This is a genomic window from Desulfosporosinus burensis (assembly GCF_054657535.1).
On the sequence record NZ_BAAHYN010000014.1, the window covers coordinates 19417 to 40096 of the forward strand.

Here is a 20680-nt window from a genome sequence, read left to right on the forward strand (position 1 = left end):
ATTTATATTTTATTACCACACCGGCGATGTCGGAAATCCACGGCGATATTCCTATGTGGGGTAATGTGCTTGTTTCTGTGGCAAGCCAGTATTTATCCTGTTTTGGGATTAGGAAGCGAAACAAATAACAGCTCAAGTAAGAGCGGACTCAATAGTAATTTAGTAATCACTAAAAAGATCGTAGTTCAGCGGGGAGATACCCTTTGGCATTTGGCCCAAAAGTATCAAACGACAGTCGACGAACTCGTAAAACTTAACCAAGTCAAAAGCCCCGATCAAATCGGTGAAGGACAACTTTTATGGGTTCCGAACCGAGAAACTGTAGACAAATCTAAAGATCCCGCGAGAATGGATGTCAAGGACTCTACGGAGAATGTCGTGGCAATTTTAGCAAAAGAAAGGATAGCGGAGAAAGTAATCAATACGCCGTGGTGGGTGACTGTTTTGCGGAATATTCCAACGGTTGCCACTGTGTATAAACAAGGTTACAAAACGGCTAGTTTGAGGGAATCTCCTTCAGTACTGATTGAGTCAGAAATTCAAACCTACGAAATAATTGTAAACCAAGACACAGAATCAATCGATGAGACCCAGAAGAGCACGCTCCATGATGTTGTGGATAACCGCACAAACTTTATGACCAATTCAGTTTCTAAGCTGGCGACCGATAATCAGATTCACTCTCGAGGCTTGGGACGCTTTGTCACTAAAGAGGAAGTTGAACTATTATCGCGTGTCATCTATGGGGAAGCTCGGGGAGAAGATTTTTTGGGACAAGTAGCAGTCGGGGCTGTTGTACTTAACCGCTTAAAAGATCCTCGCTTTCCAAAAACTATACCAAGTATTGTTTACCAGTCTGGGGCATTCACAGCAGTCGACGATCGGCAGATTCATTTAGACCCTGACGATCAGGCTTACAAAGCAGCAGAAGCGGCACTATCTGGACTGGATCCTACCAACGGGGCAATATTTTACTACAATCCACGCCTCGCCACAGATCAATGGATTAAGAACCGTACAGTTATCAAACGCATCGGCAACCATACGTTTAGTATTTAACTGGGGGACTTGAGGGACTTGAGGGACTTGTGTCACACAGCGCTCGGTACTTACGACGCAGAGCAAACTAACCGTTCAAGCTCCTACTCAGGGGAGCGGGGTTCATCCTTCGGCGATATGATATATGAAAGAACCCGCCTACGGCGATAATCTCCACTGGAGACTATCGTGCCAAACTCGCCATCCTGCAAGAAGGCCTAATTCGTGCGAAGACAGTGTCTTCGGGCTCGGTTGGCGGCAGTGCACATCCGCTGGCCAAGGATGGCCGAGTGTCCCTGTAGCCAGGGATGGCGAGAAGGGACCTTGTGCACTGCCCCGTATTTGGGGTCGGTCGCTTGAACGGAAGTTTGCTTTTCTGCTTACGTAAAGACGTCGCGCTCGTGTGACACTGCGTCCCTGGCTTGTGGGTCCGAGAACGAAGAGACGGAATTTACGTGCAAGTTGGGGACGGTTCCTGACTTGCATGGGTGATAACGGCTTAAGAGACGGCACATTTCATGTGCACCGTCTTGTATGTAGGTAAAAGGAAACGGAAAGGTCTAGCAACCAGATCAAAACTAATGGTTGAGGACCCTTTTTCATGCAAGTCGTGCAAGTCGGGGACAGTTCCTGACTTGCATGGGTGGTAACAGCTTGGGAGACGGTACATTCCACGTGCGCCGTCTTGGATATAGCAAACGGAAAAAGTCCCGCAACCAGATAACTGAAATGGTTGTAGGACTTTTTCCGTGAAAGACATCCTAGCTTTTCTGTTGTCTTGGCGGGGCGTCCCCTCGGTGTAAGGTGAAGAAGGTAATTTCAGGGGGGACGTTCAGGCGAATAGGAAGTAGGCTTTCACCAATCCCGGGGTTGATGTAAAGAGGAACGCCGTTAATGACATGGTATCCTTCGTAGAATCCGAGGTCACCTAGATAAGTATTGGTGATAAGAGGCTTGAATCCTGGTAAGCGGATTTGTCCTCCGTGGGTATGCCCGGTCAGAAAAAGTTCTGCTCCGTACTTTGCCACACCATCGAGGCAATCTGTGGAATGGGCTAAGACCAGGCGAAAGGGTGGGTTCGATTGGGTCATTGGGGAAGATAGTAACGTTTGATAGGCCAAATCTACATCGTCGTGAGCGGTAGCTGGATCGTCGACCCCTATAATCCATAGATTAAGGTTTGGCAAGTAAGAGGCTTCATTGAGCAAGGGAGTCCATTGCAGAGTTTTATATTGCTGTAGGTATCGCTTGAAAAGGGTTCGGGAAAGGTGGCTGTAATCGTTATTTCCCATGACCACAAATTTTCCAAAGGGAGCAGTAAGTCCGCTCAAATACGGATTAAGCTTATCTAAATCCGTGCGAGAAGAGATTATATCCCCGGTGATCACTATAAGATCGGGTTCCTGCGCCATTACACCCTCATGAAGGTGTTCGGGGGAAATCCGCAGGCTCTCTAGATGAAGATCACTGAGTTGGCAGATCGTTTTTCCCTCTAAGGTATCTGGCAGGTTGGGGTAAAACAGATCGAAGTATTGACGGGTTAAGGTTAGGGTATCGTGACCAGCCCAGCCGAGGACCCCCGCACCAGCCAAGGGTATTGATGTAAGTAACCAATGACTAGCAATAAAACCGCCGATTCTTTGAAAAAAGTTACGGCGTGTAATAGGTTCAGAGAGTGGGGCTGTGAGCTTTTTAGGCATTATGTCCCTCCTAATTAATCGTTTCCCAGGAGTTGTCTTCAGAACTCTTCTATTCTCAATATCATATCATGTTATTAAGTGACATTGAAAGTTGAAAAAGGAGGGGAGCATGGTGAAGTTCGGTGGAGATACACCTAATAATACTAATAATCCTAATAATCCTTATGATCCCATCGGACCGCAGGGGTTCCCTAGATCACCTAATGGTCAATTAGGTCCGGGTTACTCTCCCGGTTCGATCCGTAATACACTTGGTTCAGGCCTTAAAGCAAGTGGCTTTTTCCAAAAAGACGGACAAATCCAAAACTTAAGAGGGGGCTTTATAGGAGCAAAACAACCGAATTATCAAGGTACACAGTGGCAGGGTCCTCCGCCTGCACAGGGTATGGGCCTAGGTTTTTCCCAACAAAGTGGGGGATATCCTCAAGATCAAGGATATAAGCAAGGTATGGCAAATTATCAGGGGCAAACCCGTCAACTAGTATTGCAGGCGGCACAAGAGGGGATTAATGGCAACGGTGTAGCTACGATCTCTCAGGACAATAGCTTTCTGCTGATCGCTAATTTACCTTCCCCACAAATGTTTCTCAGGCAAGGGCAAACAGGGGTATATGCTGCCTATTTGGTGGATGACAAAGGGAAGACTGGGTTTTTGGTAGGGGGTTTGCGTCAGGTCGGAAATGGAGTTTATCGGGCGCATTTTCAGAGTCCAGTTCCGCTCCATCATTACAGTCGTGTCGTGGTTTCGTTGGAAAATCCAGCTCAGCTTGGGCAAGCTCCACAAGGTCCTATTCTTTTGAAGGTCAAGGAACCCATGGGAGTGATGAGTTTTCTCGGTCCAATGAAGACGACGGTCACCTCAGTTTGGGAGAAAGTTACTGGACTGTTCAGTGGTGGTAAAAAAGCACCATTAAGTCCGGAAGTAGCCCCACTCAGTCCGGAGTTTCTTCAATATTTGAACCAAGTGGGCCTTTCACCTGATACTGTTCCAGAGATCCCACCAGTCCCGCCAACAACTCCGCCGATGGGACAAAATTAGTGCAACAAGGATTTCAAGTATGTTCAGGGTTTAGTATTGATAGAATCATCAAATGGGCAGGTAATTCATGATGTATGAATTACCTGCCTACTTTTTCAAGCTAGTAGATACCAGTTTTTCTATGTTCTCAAAGTTATTTTATGGAGCTTAGCATCAGCTAAGCCTTTATATTTATAACAGAAAAAGAATAAGAACGATCAAAGCAATTAGCCCTAATGTACCTAAAGTAACGACTATGCCAAGGGTCACTGGGGTAACTAGTTCTAAGAGTCCATTTGAGAAAAAAATAATGAAGAAAAAAAAGGTAATTGCTAAAATGCCTGCTCCAGGGGCTGGGGACTGCCAAAAGGTTATGGCGCGTGCAAAGCCATAATCCCAAACCTCAGGATTCTTGGGATCCGGGGACGGATTGGGACAAGGGAAAGAACTGGAGGGGCATGCACCGGTTAGATTTGAGGAGTATCCTTGTAAAAACGGCGAAGGAGAGGGGAAATTATTTGATGAGATTTGGGTTGACACTCGAGAACCCTCCCTTCGAATCTGTTATTCTAAAGAAGACTGGAGTTTGGTGCAATCACTCCATTGGTACCTACTCCAGCACGTTCGACAAAGAACTGAGCGATGATGGCGCCAAGCGCTATAATTAGGTTACCAGGTACTCCCGGAACCTCAAGCAATGGGACGTTGAATGAAGTATCTGGACTACCGTCAAAAGGGGCAAAGGGAGCGGAGATAATCAGCGAAACACTTAAATTATCGGGGAATAGCGGTTCGTCAGCTCCAACGGGGCCTAAACCTTGTCCGGGAACGGATTGTAAAGGTGAAGGCAGGGGTACTTGACCCATGAGGGTGGCTTGCATAAGTTGGGTCAGTTGAGGCATGGTCAGAGTCACAGGGTAAACATCTGAGGGCGGACGGGAGAGGTTGGGAGGATGTGCTAAGGATCGTTTAAAGAGAAACGCCATTAGGACATCTAAGCCAGCAACAATCATGGCTGCAAAATGAAGGTTTGTTTTAGCCAAAGGAAATATGAGTGCACTGACGGGACTAAAGAGTAAATTACGTCGAATGGGAGTTGAGACTAAGATGGAAAAAGAGAAAGGAGTTGCCGGCAACGGGGGTGCACAGTCGTGTCGGTTGATCACGGCGGTCCTCCTTTCAGATCCACAAAACTAATTTCAAAAACGATTAAAACCATGTGCAAATAGTGACCCAGGCGCCTAATAAAATGACAATCAAGAACGCGATTAGGGTTACGGGATGCGTGATATCGTTTATAATATAGGGCCTATGGTAGCCTTGCGGTGGCACTCTGTATCACACTTCCTTTTAAGATTTGAAGCCTGGAGGGAGTTTAATTCCTTGTAACATTTCAGGCGAGATTTGCATCTTTTCCAAAGGATTTCCACCACTGATTTTATCAAGGATTTGTTGTGCCATGCCTTTTAACTCTTCCGGAATGGGAAGGTCATTGGCGGACGGCATACCATGCATTGCAGTCGTTAACGTTAGATTTACCATTGCCATAAGCTTTTCATAATTTTGTTGTTGAACAAAATACGCTTTGATGAGAGGATATTTATTCATAAGACGGATCTTAAGATCAAGAAGCGCTAACGATTCTTTTTCAGGAACGACCTTGCTGATCATTTGTGTAGTTACAATTCCGCGTTCTTTTTCCTGGTACTGGCTAAAGGCCTCCCGGCTTTGAGTATCGGCCATAATCGACGCTTCGGCTGCTTTTAAAGCCTGAATCTCAGGCGTCTGTGACAGGGCCTCCCCTAATTCCCGAGCCTTGTTAATGTAATTCATAAGGCTACCTCCTTTTATCCTTATACAAAATATGCGTTGCAAGGCATACTGGTGTATAATGTCTAGCTTTTGACAAGTGAGAATAAGTTGTATTTTGGCATTTTGGTATGTTAGAAGGAAAGAGACGAATGATGTAGAATATTTTATGGAAGGAGGTAGGAGAATATATGCGGACGTATCGATTGGAAATACGCTTAATTCAAGTGGCGGTTGCGCTAGCTCTAATTGTATTGACCACAGGATATTTTGGATTTTGGGGTCCAAGCAGCAAAGTTCCTGTGGGAGAAACGGTAGCAGGGGGAACGGTAACTAATACTGTACCAACGCTGAGCAATTCAAAGATAGTTGCTTTAGGAGATTCATTTACCTTAGGATATCCCTTGGATCCAGCAAATTCCTGGACTCAACGTGTAGAGGAGGTCCTAAAGGTATCTGTGGTCAATAAGGGAAAAGCACGACAAACAGCGAAAGACTTACTTGATCGGTTTGACACTGACGTTGTGGCAGAGAAGCCCGGTAGGGTCATTATCTTCGCAGGAATTGGAGATGCCCTTCAGGAAGTGCCCCTCAAAGACGTCCAAAGGAATATAACTGGAATCGTCGAAAAGGCCAAATCAAATCATATCATCCCTGTACTGGCCCTTCCGATCGGGTATCCCGGGGTTCAAAAAAGTATTCAAGAAACAAGAGAATGGGAAATGACTTATGCACAGGAGCAAAAAATTCTGATGTTAGATTTTTCAACTGTGTTGTTTGACTCAGAGGGAAAATACTTAGATGGTTTAACCATTGATGGGAAGTATCCTAATGCCAAAGGCTACAAAGCCATGGGTGACTATGCAGCACGAATTCTAAAGTAAGAATTACCAATACTTGCATGAGAAAGCGCGCCCAAGTCGAGAGTGCAAGCCGAGAACCGTCCCCAACTTGCACAACTTGCATGCTCGCATACCGCCCCCTAAAGAGAAAGCTTATCGTTTTACCCCTCGTGGACCCAAGCCCAGAGGAAGTTTCTTGGCTTAGAGAGCACGATTAGTGGAATTGCGTCAATGAGCGCAGTCGATAAGGCGTTAAGAAACTCAACGGTTCACTTGCATAAAGCCCAGAGGTTTTGAGTTTTAGCCTGAGCGACAAGCGAATAGCAATGAAACGTTGTGCGAACGGGCCAAGACACTTCCTCCCACTTCCTCCCACTTCCTCCCTTATGTCGGCAGCAACACGCTAATCAACGCAAATAAAATAAATCCCACGGTCCCACCCAACAGTGCATAATGGGGGTGCCGTTCGCGGGAGAGGGGCAAGAGTTCAGAAAAAACAAGAAACAGCATCGCACCTGCAGCAAAGGAAAGAAAGAACGTGAGAGAGTTTTTCACACCAGCGAGGGCGAAGAGTCCGAGCAAGGCGCCGAGCGGGGTGAAAAAGGCAATCCCAATGTTGAGGAGGAGAATTTTCCACCAACGGATTCGGGCCATGATTAACGGTGCGGTCGTGGCCATTCCCTCCGGAAGATTGTGCAGCGTAATACCTATAGAGATGAGGAAGCCTAGGCCTGGTGCAGCTTCTTGGCTGACAGCAATAGCCATGCCTTCAGGGATATCGTGAAGCGCGATTCCCGTCGCGATAAGGAGACCGATCCTTTTCAACCGTTGACGTCGAGATAAAGGGAGCCTGTTATCTGAAGTATTGAGACGCTTGTCAGCAAGGTACATGAAGAGGATACCTAGTGAAATTCCGAAACCAACTTGAAGTGGGGGTCCGATCTTCCAAGCATTCGGTAGCAAATCGACGAACACCACCGCCAGCATTACCCCTCCAGCCCCGGCTAAGAGGGAGGCTAGGATGCGCTCTTTTGGCTTGCCAAAAACGAGAACAAGTAGACTTCCAAACGTGGTTGCCAGCCCAGCAATCATACTTATCCAGAGAATTTCAGACATCTCATGCATCAGGAGGAGCTCCTTTCTACAACATCACGATATCCATATTTATGGCTCACAGCCATGCAATATACAACGATAGGATTGTCTTCACTCAATATAATTTTATTAAGTAAATGAGGATGAAGCTGTTAAGGCATTTAGGCCCTAACGGCTTCTCTTTAGTTCACTGTAAGTAAGAACTTGTACTATATTTTCAAACAAAGCATAAGTTAATTTAAGGGAGTGATATTACTAAACTATCCTAATAATCCGTCTGGGGAAGGGGCAGGAAAAATGAGACTAAGGGTCCGTGATCGTTTACTGATTGGGGTTGTTTTCCTCAGCATAATTCTTGTGACAGGCTGTGGAACGCTAGAAAAGTTAGTCCAAAAGGAGGGAAACTCAAGTTCTATTGCAGATTGGATCGGTGTGAGTGGGGATAAAAACGCAAGCCTTCCTGCAACAACAATCCCTAGTGAGGGAAAAACGGTAGCGCTTTATTTTGCGGATTTGACTGGGAAATTTCTGGTAAAAGAAGAGCGAATGTTGCCTAAAACGGTAAGCTTAGCGAGAGAGACGGTTAATCAGTGGTTGAAAGGACCAACTGCGAAAGGGACAATTCAGAATTCTGTTTCTACAGCCACAACTCTTTTGGATATTGCGATCAAGGACAGTGTCGTAATTGTTGATTTAAGTAAAGAGTTTCTTATCTCAAATTCTAAAGTTTCCCCAGAAGTGGCACTATACGGACTTGTCAACACCTTGACCCAGTTTTCGACGATCAGCCAAGTCCAGATTCGTATCGAGGGAAAACCAATTACCAAGTATGGGATAATCGATGCGTCACAGTTAAAATACAAAGCGAGCCTAGTTAAAGGGGCTGTTTCTGATAACACGACTGTCCCCAGTTTAGGAACTGGCAACGCCCCTGGTTTAGGGGTAGTTGTACCAAGTAGCAGTAGCCTCAGTAACGGAGCACTTCCTGATTCCCCCAGTTCAATCAACCTCTTTAATTTCCCCCCTAGCTCCACCTAAAACCCAGCAGGGAGACGGTTCCTTTGCCTGATCTTCGGTCAGAAAGGAAAAACGTCTCCCTTTCTGCCCTATCTAGCCGTTTTTTCCCCTATGGTATATAATTGAGATGTACAAGCTGCTAATTTATGGTCAACTACCCCCACTTAACTCCTAGGGTCGTTTGAAGTGGGGGCTTGGGGAAACGTATAAGCTTATCTTACACGTCCTTAAGCCCGGTTGATTATGCCTCAGTGGTCGGGATCGGAAACGAGCGAATCACTACGTTCTACCGGAATATATAGGCGCACCCTTGTGCTTCCCAAGCATGGATGTGTGCGGTTGACTTCTAAACATGGCTTAAGGGTAGGCCAGGTGAAGCAACGTCAAAACCCGGTAGAACATTGGCGATGGGAACCGATGGTTCGTAAGGACCGCATTATCTCCGAAAGGGGTTCACTGATTATGGTGTATGTCTTAGACATATACAGAAATCCCTTAATGCCGACTGAGCGTCATGGTAAAGTGCGGCACATGATCAAGGATGGTAGAGCTAAAGTTATTAAGGTAAAGCCGTTTACCATCCAACTCACCTACGAGACAACCGACTATGTTCAACTTGGAGCGCTGGGTATTGATTCTGGCTATCTGAATATTGGTTTTTCCGTAGTTAATGATAAAAAAGAACTTGTATCTGGCGAGGTAAGTTTGCTCAAAGGCATGAAAGAACGGATCAAGGAACGAGCTATGTATCGTAGGCAGCGGCGAAGCCGATTGCGGTATCGTCGTAATAAGGGACTCGACAACCATAATCCGGAAGGTTGGTTAGCTCCTAGTATTCTGCATAAGCTAGATTCGCACGTTCGTTTAATCGGTCAGATAAGGAAACTCGTTCCTGTTGATAAAATTGTTATTGAAGTCGCCAACTTCGATATCCAGAAAATTACGAATCCTAATATATCGGGGAAGGGTTATCAAGAGGGCGAACAATCTGGTTTTTGGAATTTACGAGAATACATCCTTCACAGGGATGGGCACGCTTGCCAAAACCCTGACTGTAAGAACAAGTCCAATACGCCGGGGTTATTTAGCGCGTGAGCAGGAACTCGCAATTCATCCCCAGGCTTCGCCTTTCGAGGTTTGAGGGTGGGGGGAATTCTTGCTAATGTTAAAATGAATTAAATTAAATGGCTAATGGGGGGACATGAAAGATGGCACCTACCGAAGAATTGACAAAACAGTTAGAGGAAACCTTAAGACAGGCCAATACTATTTTGTTCAAGCGCGGTCGATCGATTCTAATGGACATGGAGATTTCTGCACTTCAGTTCAATGCACTCTTAACCATTCGAGAATTTGGGTCCTTAACGATGGGCGATTTGTGTAAGCACTTATTTGTAGCTTGCAGCACAGCGACTGACTTAGCAGACCGGATGGAACGGTCTGAACTTGTTGAACGGGTGCGGGATGACAAAGATCGAAGAGTGGTCAAGCTGCACTTATTGGCGAGAGGGAATCAAGTTCTTGAAGCAGTGATCGCAGAGCGTCAGAACTTTCTCGGGGAAGTGCTTAGGGATTATACAGATGAGGAATACGAAGAATTGTTACATGGTTTGCATCTCCTGACCCGGCGGATGGAGTTGAAATAGTCGTAAAATTGCCCTCGTTTAAGATAGCTTAAGCGAGGGTATTCTTCTTATATAATAGATTCTTGAAATCTCCATAAAATCTTGAGAACTTCCTTAACTACATTTGAAAGTTTACCGATATACTTGTTACAATGTACAAAATTACAACAGTAAGGAGAGAAGGCGATGACTACCCGCTGAAGACGATAGGGGGTATCCTCGCCGAACGCTTATGAAACTAGTTTTAGTGGATGATGAACCAGAAATATTAACCCTCGTTAAAGATTACCTTTCCCGGGAAGGATTTATAGTCTTAACGGCGGTCAACGGTCTTGATGGCATGCAGCTCATTGAACGGGAAAAACCAAATCTCGTGCTGTTGGATTGGATGCTTCCTGGAATGAGTGGACTGGAAATGTGCAAACGCTTGCGTGAGACAAGTACGATCCCGATCATAATGCTTACGGCAAAATCTGAAGAAATCGATCGCGTCTTGGGCTTAGAATTCGGTGCGGACGATTATATTGTCAAGCCTTTTAGCCTGCGAGAATTGGCGGCTAGGATCAAAACTGTGCTACGGCGTTCCTCGGGGTCTTCACAGGAAACAACCTCTTCCCTCTTAATCCGAGGCGAGCTGAGTCTGGATGTCTCAAGCCATAAAGTACAGAAAAAGGGGCAGGAGATATTTTTAACCCCTACGGAATTCAACATTCTCCATTTGCTTGCTTCACGTCCTGGTACGGTTTATAGCCGTTTGCAACTCTTACGTCAGGCGATGGGGGAGGAATATCTCTATTATGAGCGCTCGATTGATACGCATGTCTCGAATTTGCGCAAGAAAATAGAAGATAATCCAAGCGACCCCAAATATGTGGAAACAGTGTTTGGGGTAGGGTATCGGTTTGGTGAAGGCCTGTGACCCTGCGGCGCAAGTTTATTATTGCCCTTATAAGTATGGTTTTCTTCATGGCGATTGTTTTTACTACAATTGCCTTACTGTCGACCCAAGCTTTACTCGGGCATGCTGAAACCTATGTACAGCAAGCCTATGGAGAGAGCTGGAATCGGCTTTTGGGTGGTTATTATGAGGCTCATGGTGGCTGGGATGGAGTTCAGGGCTACGTCACGAAGATCATTGAGGAGCCAGAACGGAGATTTGGGCCTATTATGGAGCCAAATCCCGCGGTACGAATTTTGACAGAGCCGGATCTAAATTTTAGTCGACCTCACCGCGATGGCCCACGCTTCTGGGTATTCGATCTAGAACATAAAGTCGTGAGCGACTCACTCAATAAAGATCTTGGGAAACATCTTTCTCAATTTCCCTTAGACAATAAAATCACAAAACAATGGGATGAGATCAAAGTCAAAAACCAGACGGTGGGATATTACTGGCAAGATAACCGCCTAATCACTAGTAATACTAAACTTGCCAAGACCATTGGAACCTCGATCGTTCATGCAATGATCATCGGGTTGGTCATCACGTCTCTAGTGGCACTTCTTTTGGGTATGCTACTGACCCGGCATTTTACAAAGCCATTAAACCATTTGATGGAAGCCGTCCGGAACGTAGGAAAAGGAGATCTTTCCTCACGGGTTAACGTGAAGGGGAACGGAGATATAGCAATCTTGGCCCGGGACTTCAACCGGATGACGGAACAATTGACCCGCAATGAGGAAGTAAGGCGCAACATGGTGGCAGATATTGCTCATGAATTGCGAACTCCTCTGGCGGTTATCCTCGGGAAATTAGAATCGATTCAGGAAGGGGTTCTCCCCTCGACACCAGAAACTATTCTTCCCATTCAGGATGAGACTCTGAGACTGATTCGCTTGGTTCGGGATCTTCAGCAGTTAAGCCTAGCGGAAGCGGGTAAACTACCGATGGCTTTTAAAACAGTCGATCTTAGACTACTATTAGAACGAATAACTGAACAATTTGCCATTGAATTCGAAGAGCGGCAGTTGACCGTTAAAATCTTGGGGTATGCGCCAGAAATTATTGGCGACCCAGATCGTTTAACCCAGGTCTTGGTAAACTTAATTGGGAATGCTCTTTTGCATACGCCACCCGGTGGATCTCTCCGTTTGTTACTGGAGGAGGCTGAAAGACCCGCAGAAGACGGAACACTCATCACTGAGAACAAGCATCGTTTGCGGGATGTTTTCCGACGAACGGATCAGGATAAACTAAGTCGCCAAAGATATTCTCACGGAGAAATTTGCACAGATGATTTCAGTTCCAGTGGTTGGGTACAAGTCATCGTTGAAGATTCCGGAGCAGGTATTCCGGATGAAGAACTCGAGTATATCTTTAACCGTTTTTACCGTGTGGATAAAGCTCGAGAGCGGGAAAGCGGAGGAACAGGCCTGGGACTTGCAATCGCCAAGGAGTTTATTCAAGCACACGGTGGCTTAATTCAAGTTGAAAGCAAATCAGGTGTCGGAAGTCGTTTTAAGATTTTATTGCCTGTAAAACCAAGGGCGCTACAGGAGTGAACCTCTTAACAACATCTTAAGATGTTCTTCGTTGTTTGACCATTATACTGTGTTATTCTTAGCAAGAATTATCCAATGGCATGGCTAACCTTCACTAAGACTACTATTCTTAAGTGAGATAAAGTGGCCTTACGCCCCAAGCGTGAAGATCGTATGATTGTTTCATTTAAGAGCAAGTTGGGAGAAAAGGGGAAAGAGTATGAATAAAAAATGGGTGACTATTGGGGTTATAGGTGTCTTGGTCATGGGAGGCGGATATTGGGGTTATACAAAGTTTACTGCTAAACCTGCCGTTTCTTCAAACATTACGGCAAAAGCAAAAATGGGAAATGTGAGCAAAGTGATTACTGCAACTGGAACGGTTAGCTTTCCCCACTCGATTCCCTTAACGTTTCCAAATACAGGACGGATCGTGGAACTCAATGTCCAGCCTGGTGATTCTGTAAAAGCTGGGCAAGTTCTTGCGAAGATGGATGATACGAAGCTTCAGACGGCCGTGTTGCAACAAGAGGCAAACTTAACAGCCGCTCAATCTAAACTTCAAATCCTACAAGATGGGTTCAATGCCCAAACGAAAGCCCAAGCCGAGGCAGCTCTAGCCAAAGCACAACAAAGTTTAACCACCGCTCAGCAAAATGCGGATCCTAGTTATTTAGCGAACCAGGTCTTACTGGCCAATCAGAACGTTAAACTGACTAGTGATGCTTTGGCCAAGGCGCAGCAGAGTGGAAATACGTCATCCCTACAATCTGCTCAAAGCTCCTTGAACCAAGCATTAGCTGCTTTAACCACTGCTCAAAATGCGCAAAATGGAGGAGCTGCTCTCGCCTTAGCCTCTGCTCAGGCGGAAGTAACGGCGGCTCAATATCAAGTAGATAAACAAGCGGATGGCCCAAAATCGGGAGATCTTCAATCTGCACAAGCCAGTATCGCCATAGCACAGGCCCAGCTTGCCAGTGCGCAAACAGATTTAAAAAATGCCACAATAATAGCACCAACGGACGCCATAGTTGTCAGTTCACCACTTCAACTGTACGAATATACCAACGCTAACTCAATCATTACGCTTACTCCTACCGGGAGCAATTTCCAGGTGGAAGCGATGATTGATCAGGCAGATATTGCGCAGGTCGAAGTAGGTCAGAAGGTGGATATTACCCTTGACGCGTACCCAGATGAACATAGCAGTGGGAGTGTGAGCTTAGTGGCGCTTCAAGGGACAACTGCTTCCAATGTTACAACGTTTAAAGTCACAGTATCAGTAGAACAGGCCAGCGATAAACTTCGTTCAGGGATGAATGCTAATCTTGACATTGTCGTGGCAGAAGCCAAGGATGTTCTGACTGTTCCTAGTGAAGCGATCAAAACCAGAGGGACTAAGAAAGGCGTCATGGTTCCCGCGACTTCTACTCAACCGAGTACAAATTCCAAGAGCGCGACAAACCCCGGTAGTGGACAGAGCGGAGCAAATCTACAATTTATACCGGTGGAATGTGGCTTGGATGATGGAACAAATGTAGAAATCAAAAGCGGTATAAAAGAGGGGCAAGAAGTCGTCACCGCGGTTAGTTCGTCGGCAACAGCTAAAGCTTCAACAGGAGGATTTAGTTTAGGTGGCGGAAATAAAACTATGGGTGGTCCTCCCAGAAATTAAGTAGGGAATAGGAGGAGTGTTATTTGATAAATCTCAAAGGAATCAGGAAAATCTACGCCAACGGTGATATTCAAGTTGCGGCTTTAGGTGGGGTGGACCTTCACGTAGGAGCCGGTGAGTTTGTAGCCATTATGGGACCCTCCGGTTCGGGCAAGTCGACGATGATGAATATTTTAGGATGCTTGGATACACCGACAGAAGGAGAGTATTATCTCGACGGAACCGATGTCGCGAAGGCCAGTGGAGATGAATTATCTGTAATTCGTAACCGCAAGATTGGGTTTGTCTTTCAAGGATTTAATCTACTTCCTCGGACGATGGCTGTAGAAAATGTAGAACTTCCCATGCTCTATGCAGGGATGGGAGGTAAAGAAAGACGATCTCGTGCCATTGCTGCGTTAGAATCCGTGGGCCTTGGCGATCGGATTCATCACCGTCCCAAAGAACTATCTGGTGGGCAGCAACAAAGGGTAGCCATTGCACGTGCGCTCGTTACCAACCCTTCGATCATATTGGCAGATGAGCCCACCGGGAACTTGGACAGTCGGTCTAGTGAAGAGGTAATGGCGATCTTTCAGCGATTGCACGCCTCGGGAAATACGATTATCATTGTGACGCACGAACCAGATATTGCAGAATTTACCGAGCGGATTGTTCGCTTCCGTGACGGTCATATTGAAGGGGACGAAAAAGTAAAAAACCCACGTAAGGCCCAAGCGCAGGTCCTCGAGGAAGGAGTGGCAGAGTGAACTTTTTAGAAAGTATCCGGGTCTCTCTCAGGGCTTTGCGAGCGAATAAACTACGGTCAGCGTTGACCATGCTTGGGATTATTATCGGAGTGGCGGCTGTCATTGCTATGGTTGGAATTGGGAATGGAGCAACCGCTTCGATCACTTCGCAGATTCAGGGCATGGGCTCCAACCTTCTTACTATTAGCCCCGGCCAGTCAAATTCTGGAGGGGTAAACGGGGGGGCAGGTAGCTCAACCAGCCTAAGTATAACTGATGTTTCCAAGATCGAAATTGGAACAGCTGTTAAAGCAGTTGCTCCAATTTCGAGTACCAATGCGCAGGTGGTCTTAGGTTCCGGAAATACCTCCACGAGCATTAATGGAACCACAGAGGGTTATGAAATCATTAAGAATGTCAGTATGGCGCGTGGCCGCTATATTACGAAAGAGGACGTGAATAGCAGTGCTAGAGTCGCTGTACTCGGCCCGACCGTTGTGGAAAACCTTATGGGGGACGCGAATGCTTCCATCATCGGGAAAATCATTAAAATAAACAACGTTCCTTTTCAAGTCATTGGTGTGACAACTGCTACAGGGTCAACCGGATTTCAGAGTAGTGACGATATGATTACCGCACCTATCACCACCGTTCAAGCACGTTTAATCGGGAGAAAGAATTTACGGAGTATCCTAGTATCGGCTTCTTCAGAGGACCTTATGCAAACGGCACAAGATGAGATTACGGCTGCTTTACGAAAAGCTCATAAAATCCAGGACGGCAAAGATAACGACTTCAGAGTACAGAATCAGGCCGATATGTTGGCAACCATGCAAAGTGTAACTCAAACTCTGACCATGCTTCTGGGCGGAATTGCGGGCATTTCCCTGTTGGTCGGGGGAATTGGAATCATGAATATCATGCTCGTTTCGGTCACTGAACGAACCCGGGAGATCGGGATCCGGAAAGCGATCGGGGCAAAAGGTATGGATATTCTAATGCAGTTCCTCATCGAGGCGGTCGTGCTCAGTATTTTGGGTGGAGGAATTGGTATCGCACTTGGTTATGGAGGATCTAACCTGGCAGGGAAGGCCTTAACACTGAACACCAGTATCTCTCTGACCTCAGTGTTGATGGCTTTCGGCTTCTCTGCCGCAATCGGCATTATTTTCGGGGTCTTCCCAGCGCGCAAGGCCGCTGCCATGGATCCTATTGATGCTTTAAGGTATGAGTAATCTGTTAATTGAATAGGGGTGTCGGAACTATTTAGTAAAGGGATTCTTATTCCTATGAAGTTAGAGATAAAGGTAACATGAAACAAACCTACAAGATGATTTTGTAATATCGTAAAGAAGAGGGGAGAAGTATACGTGGGGAAAAAGACACTGACGCAAATGGTTGTGGCTGTGCTAATGACGGTTTTTTTGTTAATCGGGATGATCCCGGGGGTGGCGTCGGCTGCTGATTCGTTGGATTTAGGATGGCTCGAATTTAAGTCCAGTACAGACTCAACATTGATTACAGGGGAAACTAGTACCATTAATTTTAAACTTTTTCAGTCGTATAAGAATCCTTTTACTGGATCCGTGAATGCTACCATTACAGACCCACAGGGGAATGAGACGTATTATTCCGTGTCTGGGTCTCAAGGAAATTACAGCATTTCTAATGTTACGATAGATACTGCCGGAGATTATACACTTATAATCATTCCAGTCTCTCCTTATACAGGCTCAGCTGGGGGAACCATTAAAGTGGTCAACGCTGTGACAACTGTCACGGGTTCTCTTATTGTTAATACGAATAATACGATGAGTGTTAAGGTCACGGATACCGATGGAAATCCATTAGCACGCAAAACGGTCACTGTAGACGGAACGAAAGTAGGAACAACTTCTCAATCTGCTACGACGCTTAGCGACGGAACGTTCACGTTTCTAATGTCACCCGCTACATTAGGAACAGTCAACATTATCCTTGCTGGACATGTGATAGGTTCGATCCCAGTGGTTCCAGCGTATACTCAAAATCCCCGAATTGGTGGAACTTCAGTGGATAATATTTCCCTATCCATTGCCATTGCAAGAAGTGGATGGGCACAAGGAACTCGTACTGTGATCTTGGCACGAGATGATCAATTTTCCGATGCCATGGCTGCGGTTCCACTTTCTAAAAAGTTCAATGCCCCGATACTTATGACTAATTCTTCAACATTAGATGAGAGGACCTTAGCAGAGATGCGTAATTTGGGCGTTTCAAGCGTATACATTGTCGGAGGAACTGTAGCTATTTCTCAAGGCATTCAAGATAGTTTAAAGGAGTTTGCAGTTACACGGATCGCTGGGCAGCAAGGATTTGACACGGCGGCTTTGATCTCTTCCTATGTGGGGATTGATGCAAGCCGCACAGTATTTCTAGCTAATGGTCATGCCATACCAGATGCTATCGCTGCTAGTGCTTTTGCGGCTGAGCAAGGTAGTTCAATTTTGCTTACGGACAGAGAGCAATTGCCTCAAGCTACAAGAAAGGCATTGGACGATCTGAATGCGAGTAACGTAGTTTTGCTAGGAGGGACAGCCGTTATTAGCGCTCAACTGGAACAGGAATTGCGCACTAAATATGCAGTGAAACGCTGGGGTGGTTACGATCGCTATGACACTCAAACGATTATCTTCCAAAATCTCCTTAACACACAAACTCCCCAGTCCCCACTCTATTTTACTTCTGGACTGTCTCGACAAGATGATGTTAGTTTGGGAAAACCCTATGCAGATGCTCTTTTAACAGCTGCTTTGGCCGCTAAAAACGGGGGCTTTGTTGCAATGCTACCGCCGAATACCTTGCCATCAAGTTTGAATTATTACTTGCTTTTCAATAAAGGGTATATTTCAAAGTCAGCAGTAGTTGGCAATAACAGTGGGGTCTCGTATGATCTTGAGCAGCAACTCCAACAAAAATTGAATCACTAAAACGCTTAAGCTTACTAAGCGGGGAATTCCCCGCTTTTCCAAAGTTACAGTAACAGTCGAGGATAGGAACAGGGACGGTTCTTCTGTCAAATTTAGTAGACAGAAGAACCGTCCCTGCTTCTATGATCTTGGCATATAGATAAAGATGATCTCGCTGCTATCAAAGAAAGAACTTCCGCTTGCGTTCTCAGAATATTTATTGATAGGACCGACCCAAAGAAGGAATACCTAAAAGGACGGAGAAATATAATAATTATTGGACTAATTAACCAGACCAAGAAAGGATTGCGCCAAATATAATAGAATTGACTAAAACTATGCATAAATTTTCATAACAAGAATTACAGGATAAGAGAAGAGGGATTTTGATGGATTTGGATCGAAAGAGCGGGGTACCTTATTACATCCAGCTTAAGGAGCAGATCCGACGGCGAATTACTCAAGGGATTTGGACAGCAGGGATGAAACTTCCACCAGAACGGGAGTTGGCAGAAAGCTTAGCTGTCAGCCGAAATACTGTCAGCCAAGCTTATAAGGAACTGGAGAGTGAAGGGATCTTAAGTTCCGCAAGGGGTAAAGGGACCTTTGTTGAGGATACTTCGCAAATCTTGCAGCAGGAGGGTCGGAAGGAGAAGGTCCTTCGGATCGTTGATTTGGCCATGGAAGAGGCAGTTGGACTTGGGTTTTCGATCGATGACTTTGTGTCGTTTGTACATGTGCGGGGAATGCAAAAGAAAGAGCTTCTTTCACGGCTAAAAGTGGCTTTCCTCGTTACGAACCCTGAGCAACTTGCCGAAGTCAATTGGAATCTCGGTCCAGGAGTAAGCCTTCTGCCGATCCTGCTTTCTGAACTCCAAGAGTCTCCGCTGGCTCAGGACCGTTTATCCGGAATGGACATGGCGATTACGGGAGTGACCCACCTGGCGGAAGTTAAAATTCTCCTAGGTAAACTGCGGATTCCCATTTTGGGAATTTCTTTGCAACCTAAGCTGGATACGATTGTGCGCATTGCCAAGTTATCAATGGGGCGTGGATTAGCTTTGGTTTGTGAAAGTCATCAATTTGCTGAAAAGGTTAAAGGTGCGCTTAGGCAAGCCGGTTTGTACCCAGTGCTGAAAACTCTGATTCAACCAGATGAGGCGAGCTTGAATGAGGTTTTGCCGGAATGTGGAGCGGTAATCCTAGCTCCGAGGCTTCGATTTCGGGTTGAAAAAGTGCTCCCTCAAAATATGGAGTGTATCGAGTTTCGCTTTGAACCGGATGCGGGGAGTCTTAATCTCATAAGAGGACTTTTGCTGGAATTAAAGGGGGAGAAGTTTTGAAAAAGCAACGTGTAATCGGAATGTTCGACTCGGGAGTGGGTGGTCTTACCGTGATGAAAGAGATTCTGGAGCGATTACTCGATGTCCGAATCGTTTATTATGGAGATACTGCGCGTGTACCTTATGGAAACCGCTCTCGAGAGGAATTAATTCGTTTCGGAGAAGAAATTGTCACGTTTCTGATCGGACAAGGGGCAGAGGTGGTTGTCGTAGCCTGTAATACTAGCTCGGCAACCGCGCTTCCTATTCTACGAGATCGATTTGATATCCCAATGGTTGGTATGGTTGAACCAGGAGCACGCTTGGCAGTGGAAAAAACCATTGCTGGAAGAATAGGGCTGATTGCTACGGAAACGACCGTGCGCAGCAAAGCCTATTCGTCGGGGGTGAGTCGAGCCTTAGCTAAAGGAAGCTTACCTGATGACTTAGAACTTAGAGACGCTTGGCAGCAAGGAGAACAGGCTATCGCCTTAGTTAAGGCTCAGGGTTGCCCTCTCTTTGTACCTTTAATTGAAGCTGGTTTGGCGAATTCTTCAGAAGCACGTGGCATCGCCAAAACTTATTTAGCTCCGTTAAAAGCGGCGGGTGTCGATACTCTTATTTTGGGATGTACTCATTATCCTTTTCTTGAATCCGTCATCAAGGAGACCTTGGGAGAAGATGTGTTGATTGTGGACCCAGCTTTGGCGGTGGTCAAAGAGCTTGAGATTTTACTTCAGCATCTAGACGATTGGGAACGATCGGGATTGATTGAGTCACCTACTTCATCGGTCTTAGGGAAAAAACATTGGCGGGCTCGTTATTTTGTGAGCGGTGATCCAGGACTTTTTCGGCAAGTGGGTAATACACTCCTCCAAGAACAAATCGATCACGTAGAACAAGTCATTTTAGGTGAGTGAGGTTTTTGGGGGTTGTAATTAAGAAAGAAAGCGACCAGGAGGAATGGATTTTGGAACAAAAAACCTTGGTCTTAGGGGTCATTGGAGCGGATGTTCATGCTGTGGGAAATCGAATCTTGGATTATGCCTTTACACAAGCGGGGTTTAAAGTGATCAATATAGGAGTACTCGCTACTCAGGAAGAGTTCATCCATGCGGCCATCGAAACGAATGCCGATGTTTTGCTGGTTTCATCTTTGTATGGACACGGGGAAATGGATTGCCGAGGTTTGCGTGAGAAATGTCAGGAGACAGGTATAGGTCAGATTCGTATGTATGTCGGAGGTAACTTGGTTTGTGGGAAACAGGACTTTGAGTCTGTCAAAGAACGGTTTTTAGCGATGGGTTTTGACCGGGTTTATCCACCTGGAACGATGCCAGAGACACCGATTGAAGATTTGCGTAAAGATTTAGGTATTTAGG

21 protein-coding genes are annotated in these 20680 nt (G+C 45.9%); 16 read left to right on the forward strand and 5 right to left on the reverse strand.

The features are described 5' to 3' along the window. Nucleotides 1-63 precede the first annotated feature (63 nt). Together ACYQ3Q_RS22020 and ACYQ3Q_RS22025 are read left to right on the forward strand one after the other, a co-directional pair. On the forward strand, nt 64-1059 hold the full coding sequence (locus tag ACYQ3Q_RS22020) for a cell wall hydrolase (RefSeq protein WP_459930628.1): 996 nt from the start codon (nt 64-66) through the stop codon (nt 1057-1059). A gap of 124 nt (nt 1060-1183) precedes the next feature. Continuing rightward, a complete protein-coding gene (locus ACYQ3Q_RS22025; protein ID WP_459930629.1) occupies nt 1184-1426 on the forward strand; it encodes a hypothetical protein in 243 nt (80 codons plus the stop codon). 373 nt (nt 1427-1799) lie between these two features. Here the strand turns inward: ACYQ3Q_RS22025 and ACYQ3Q_RS22030 are convergent, their stop codons facing one another. Next, on the reverse strand, nt 1800-2738 hold the full coding sequence (locus ACYQ3Q_RS22030; protein WP_459930630.1) for a metallophosphoesterase: 939 nt from the start codon (nt 2736-2738) through the stop codon (nt 1800-1802). 109 nt (nt 2739-2847) lie between these two features. Here ACYQ3Q_RS22030 and ACYQ3Q_RS22035 point away from each other — a divergent pair, with 109 nt between their 5' ends. Next, nucleotides 2848-3777 (forward strand): hypothetical protein, encoded by a 930-nt coding sequence (locus ACYQ3Q_RS22035; RefSeq protein ID WP_459930631.1) that lies wholly within the window; start codon nt 2848-2850, stop codon nt 3775-3777. A gap of 171 nt (nt 3778-3948) precedes the next feature. On the opposite strand, the gene ACYQ3Q_RS22040 is transcribed toward ACYQ3Q_RS22035, so the two are convergent. The 3 genes from ACYQ3Q_RS22040 to ACYQ3Q_RS22050 form a co-directional block, all read right to left on the reverse strand. Further along, complete coding sequence (locus ACYQ3Q_RS22040; protein ID WP_459930632.1) at nt 3949-4296, reverse strand: hypothetical protein; 348 nt, start codon at nt 4294-4296, stop codon at nt 3949-3951. A gap of 29 nt (nt 4297-4325) precedes the next feature. Further along, complete coding sequence (locus ACYQ3Q_RS22045) at nt 4326-4922, reverse strand: hypothetical protein (protein WP_459930633.1); 597 nt, start codon at nt 4920-4922, stop codon at nt 4326-4328. 184 nt (nt 4923-5106) lie between these two features. Continuing rightward, nucleotides 5107-5589: a YlbF/YmcA family competence regulator gene (locus tag ACYQ3Q_RS22050; RefSeq protein ID WP_459930634.1), complete on the reverse strand. Its 483-nt coding sequence runs from the start codon at nt 5587-5589 to the stop codon at nt 5107-5109. Between the two features lie 167 nt (nt 5590-5756). Between ACYQ3Q_RS22050 and ACYQ3Q_RS22055 the strand changes: the two genes are divergently transcribed. Continuing rightward, nucleotides 5757-6449 (forward strand): GDSL-type esterase/lipase family protein, encoded by a 693-nt coding sequence (locus tag ACYQ3Q_RS22055; protein ID WP_459930635.1) that lies wholly within the window; start codon nt 5757-5759, stop codon nt 6447-6449. A 342-nt stretch (nt 6450-6791) separates the two neighbouring features. On the opposite strand, the gene ACYQ3Q_RS22060 is transcribed toward ACYQ3Q_RS22055, so the two are convergent. Further along, nucleotides 6792-7532 carry a ZIP family metal transporter gene (locus ACYQ3Q_RS22060; protein WP_459930636.1) on the reverse strand — a complete coding sequence of 247 codons (741 nt, stop codon included), beginning with the start codon at nt 7530-7532 and terminating at the stop codon, nt 6792-6794. Nucleotides 7533-7799: 267 nt separating this feature from the next. Here ACYQ3Q_RS22060 and ACYQ3Q_RS22065 point away from each other — a divergent pair, with 267 nt between their 5' ends. The 12 genes from ACYQ3Q_RS22065 to glmS all read left to right on the forward strand — a co-directional run bounded on the left by ACYQ3Q_RS22065 (nt 7800) and on the right by glmS (nt 20679). Continuing rightward, nucleotides 7800-8540: a GerMN domain-containing protein gene (locus ACYQ3Q_RS22065; RefSeq protein ID WP_459930637.1), complete on the forward strand. Its 741-nt coding sequence runs from the start codon at nt 7800-7802 to the stop codon at nt 8538-8540. A 318-nt stretch (nt 8541-8858) separates the two neighbouring features. Continuing rightward, on the forward strand, nt 8859-9614 hold the full coding sequence (gene iscB, locus ACYQ3Q_RS22070; RefSeq protein WP_459930638.1) for an RNA-guided endonuclease IscB: 756 nt from the start codon (nt 8859-8861) through the stop codon (nt 9612-9614). A 113-nt stretch (nt 9615-9727) separates the two neighbouring features. Further along, nucleotides 9728-10165 (forward strand): MarR family winged helix-turn-helix transcriptional regulator, encoded by a 438-nt coding sequence (locus ACYQ3Q_RS22075; RefSeq protein ID WP_459930639.1) that lies wholly within the window; start codon nt 9728-9730, stop codon nt 10163-10165. 211 nt (nt 10166-10376) lie between these two features. Further along, nucleotides 10377-11063, forward strand: coding sequence for a response regulator (locus ACYQ3Q_RS22080; protein ID WP_459930640.1), 687 nt, complete (start codon nt 10377-10379; stop codon nt 11061-11063). Beyond that, on the forward strand, nt 11060-12646 hold the full coding sequence (locus ACYQ3Q_RS22085) for a sensor histidine kinase (RefSeq protein ID WP_459930641.1): 1587 nt from the start codon (nt 11060-11062) through the stop codon (nt 12644-12646). The genes ACYQ3Q_RS22080 and ACYQ3Q_RS22085 overlap by 4 nt, the downstream gene beginning before the upstream one ends. 199 nt (nt 12647-12845) lie before the next feature. Further along, nucleotides 12846-14300 carry an efflux RND transporter periplasmic adaptor subunit gene (locus tag ACYQ3Q_RS22090; protein WP_459930642.1) on the forward strand — a complete coding sequence of 485 codons (1455 nt, stop codon included), beginning with the start codon at nt 12846-12848 and terminating at the stop codon, nt 14298-14300. A gap of 23 nt (nt 14301-14323) precedes the next feature. Next, nucleotides 14324-15049: an ABC transporter ATP-binding protein gene (locus ACYQ3Q_RS22095; RefSeq protein WP_459930643.1), complete on the forward strand. Its 726-nt coding sequence runs from the start codon at nt 14324-14326 to the stop codon at nt 15047-15049. After that, complete coding sequence (locus tag ACYQ3Q_RS22100; protein WP_459930644.1) at nt 15046-16263, forward strand: ABC transporter permease; 1218 nt, start codon at nt 15046-15048, stop codon at nt 16261-16263. Before ACYQ3Q_RS22095 ends, ACYQ3Q_RS22100 begins: the two co-directional genes overlap by 4 nt. Before the next feature lie 135 nt (nt 16264-16398). Then, on the forward strand, nt 16399-17997 hold the full coding sequence (locus tag ACYQ3Q_RS22105; protein WP_459930645.1) for a cell wall-binding repeat-containing protein: 1599 nt from the start codon (nt 16399-16401) through the stop codon (nt 17995-17997). A gap of 368 nt (nt 17998-18365) precedes the next feature. Further along, nucleotides 18366-19319 (forward strand): GntR family transcriptional regulator, encoded by a 954-nt coding sequence (locus tag ACYQ3Q_RS22110; RefSeq protein ID WP_459930646.1) that lies wholly within the window; start codon nt 18366-18368, stop codon nt 19317-19319. Beyond that, nucleotides 19316-20218, forward strand: coding sequence for a glutamate racemase (murI, locus tag ACYQ3Q_RS22115; protein WP_459930647.1), 903 nt, complete (start codon nt 19316-19318; stop codon nt 20216-20218). Before ACYQ3Q_RS22110 ends, murI begins: the two co-directional genes overlap by 4 nt. 50 nt (nt 20219-20268) lie before the next feature. Continuing rightward, nucleotides 20269-20679 (forward strand): methylaspartate mutase subunit S, encoded by a 411-nt coding sequence (gene glmS / locus ACYQ3Q_RS22120; protein ID WP_459930648.1) that lies wholly within the window; start codon nt 20269-20271, stop codon nt 20677-20679. Nucleotide 20680 lies beyond the last annotated feature (1 nt).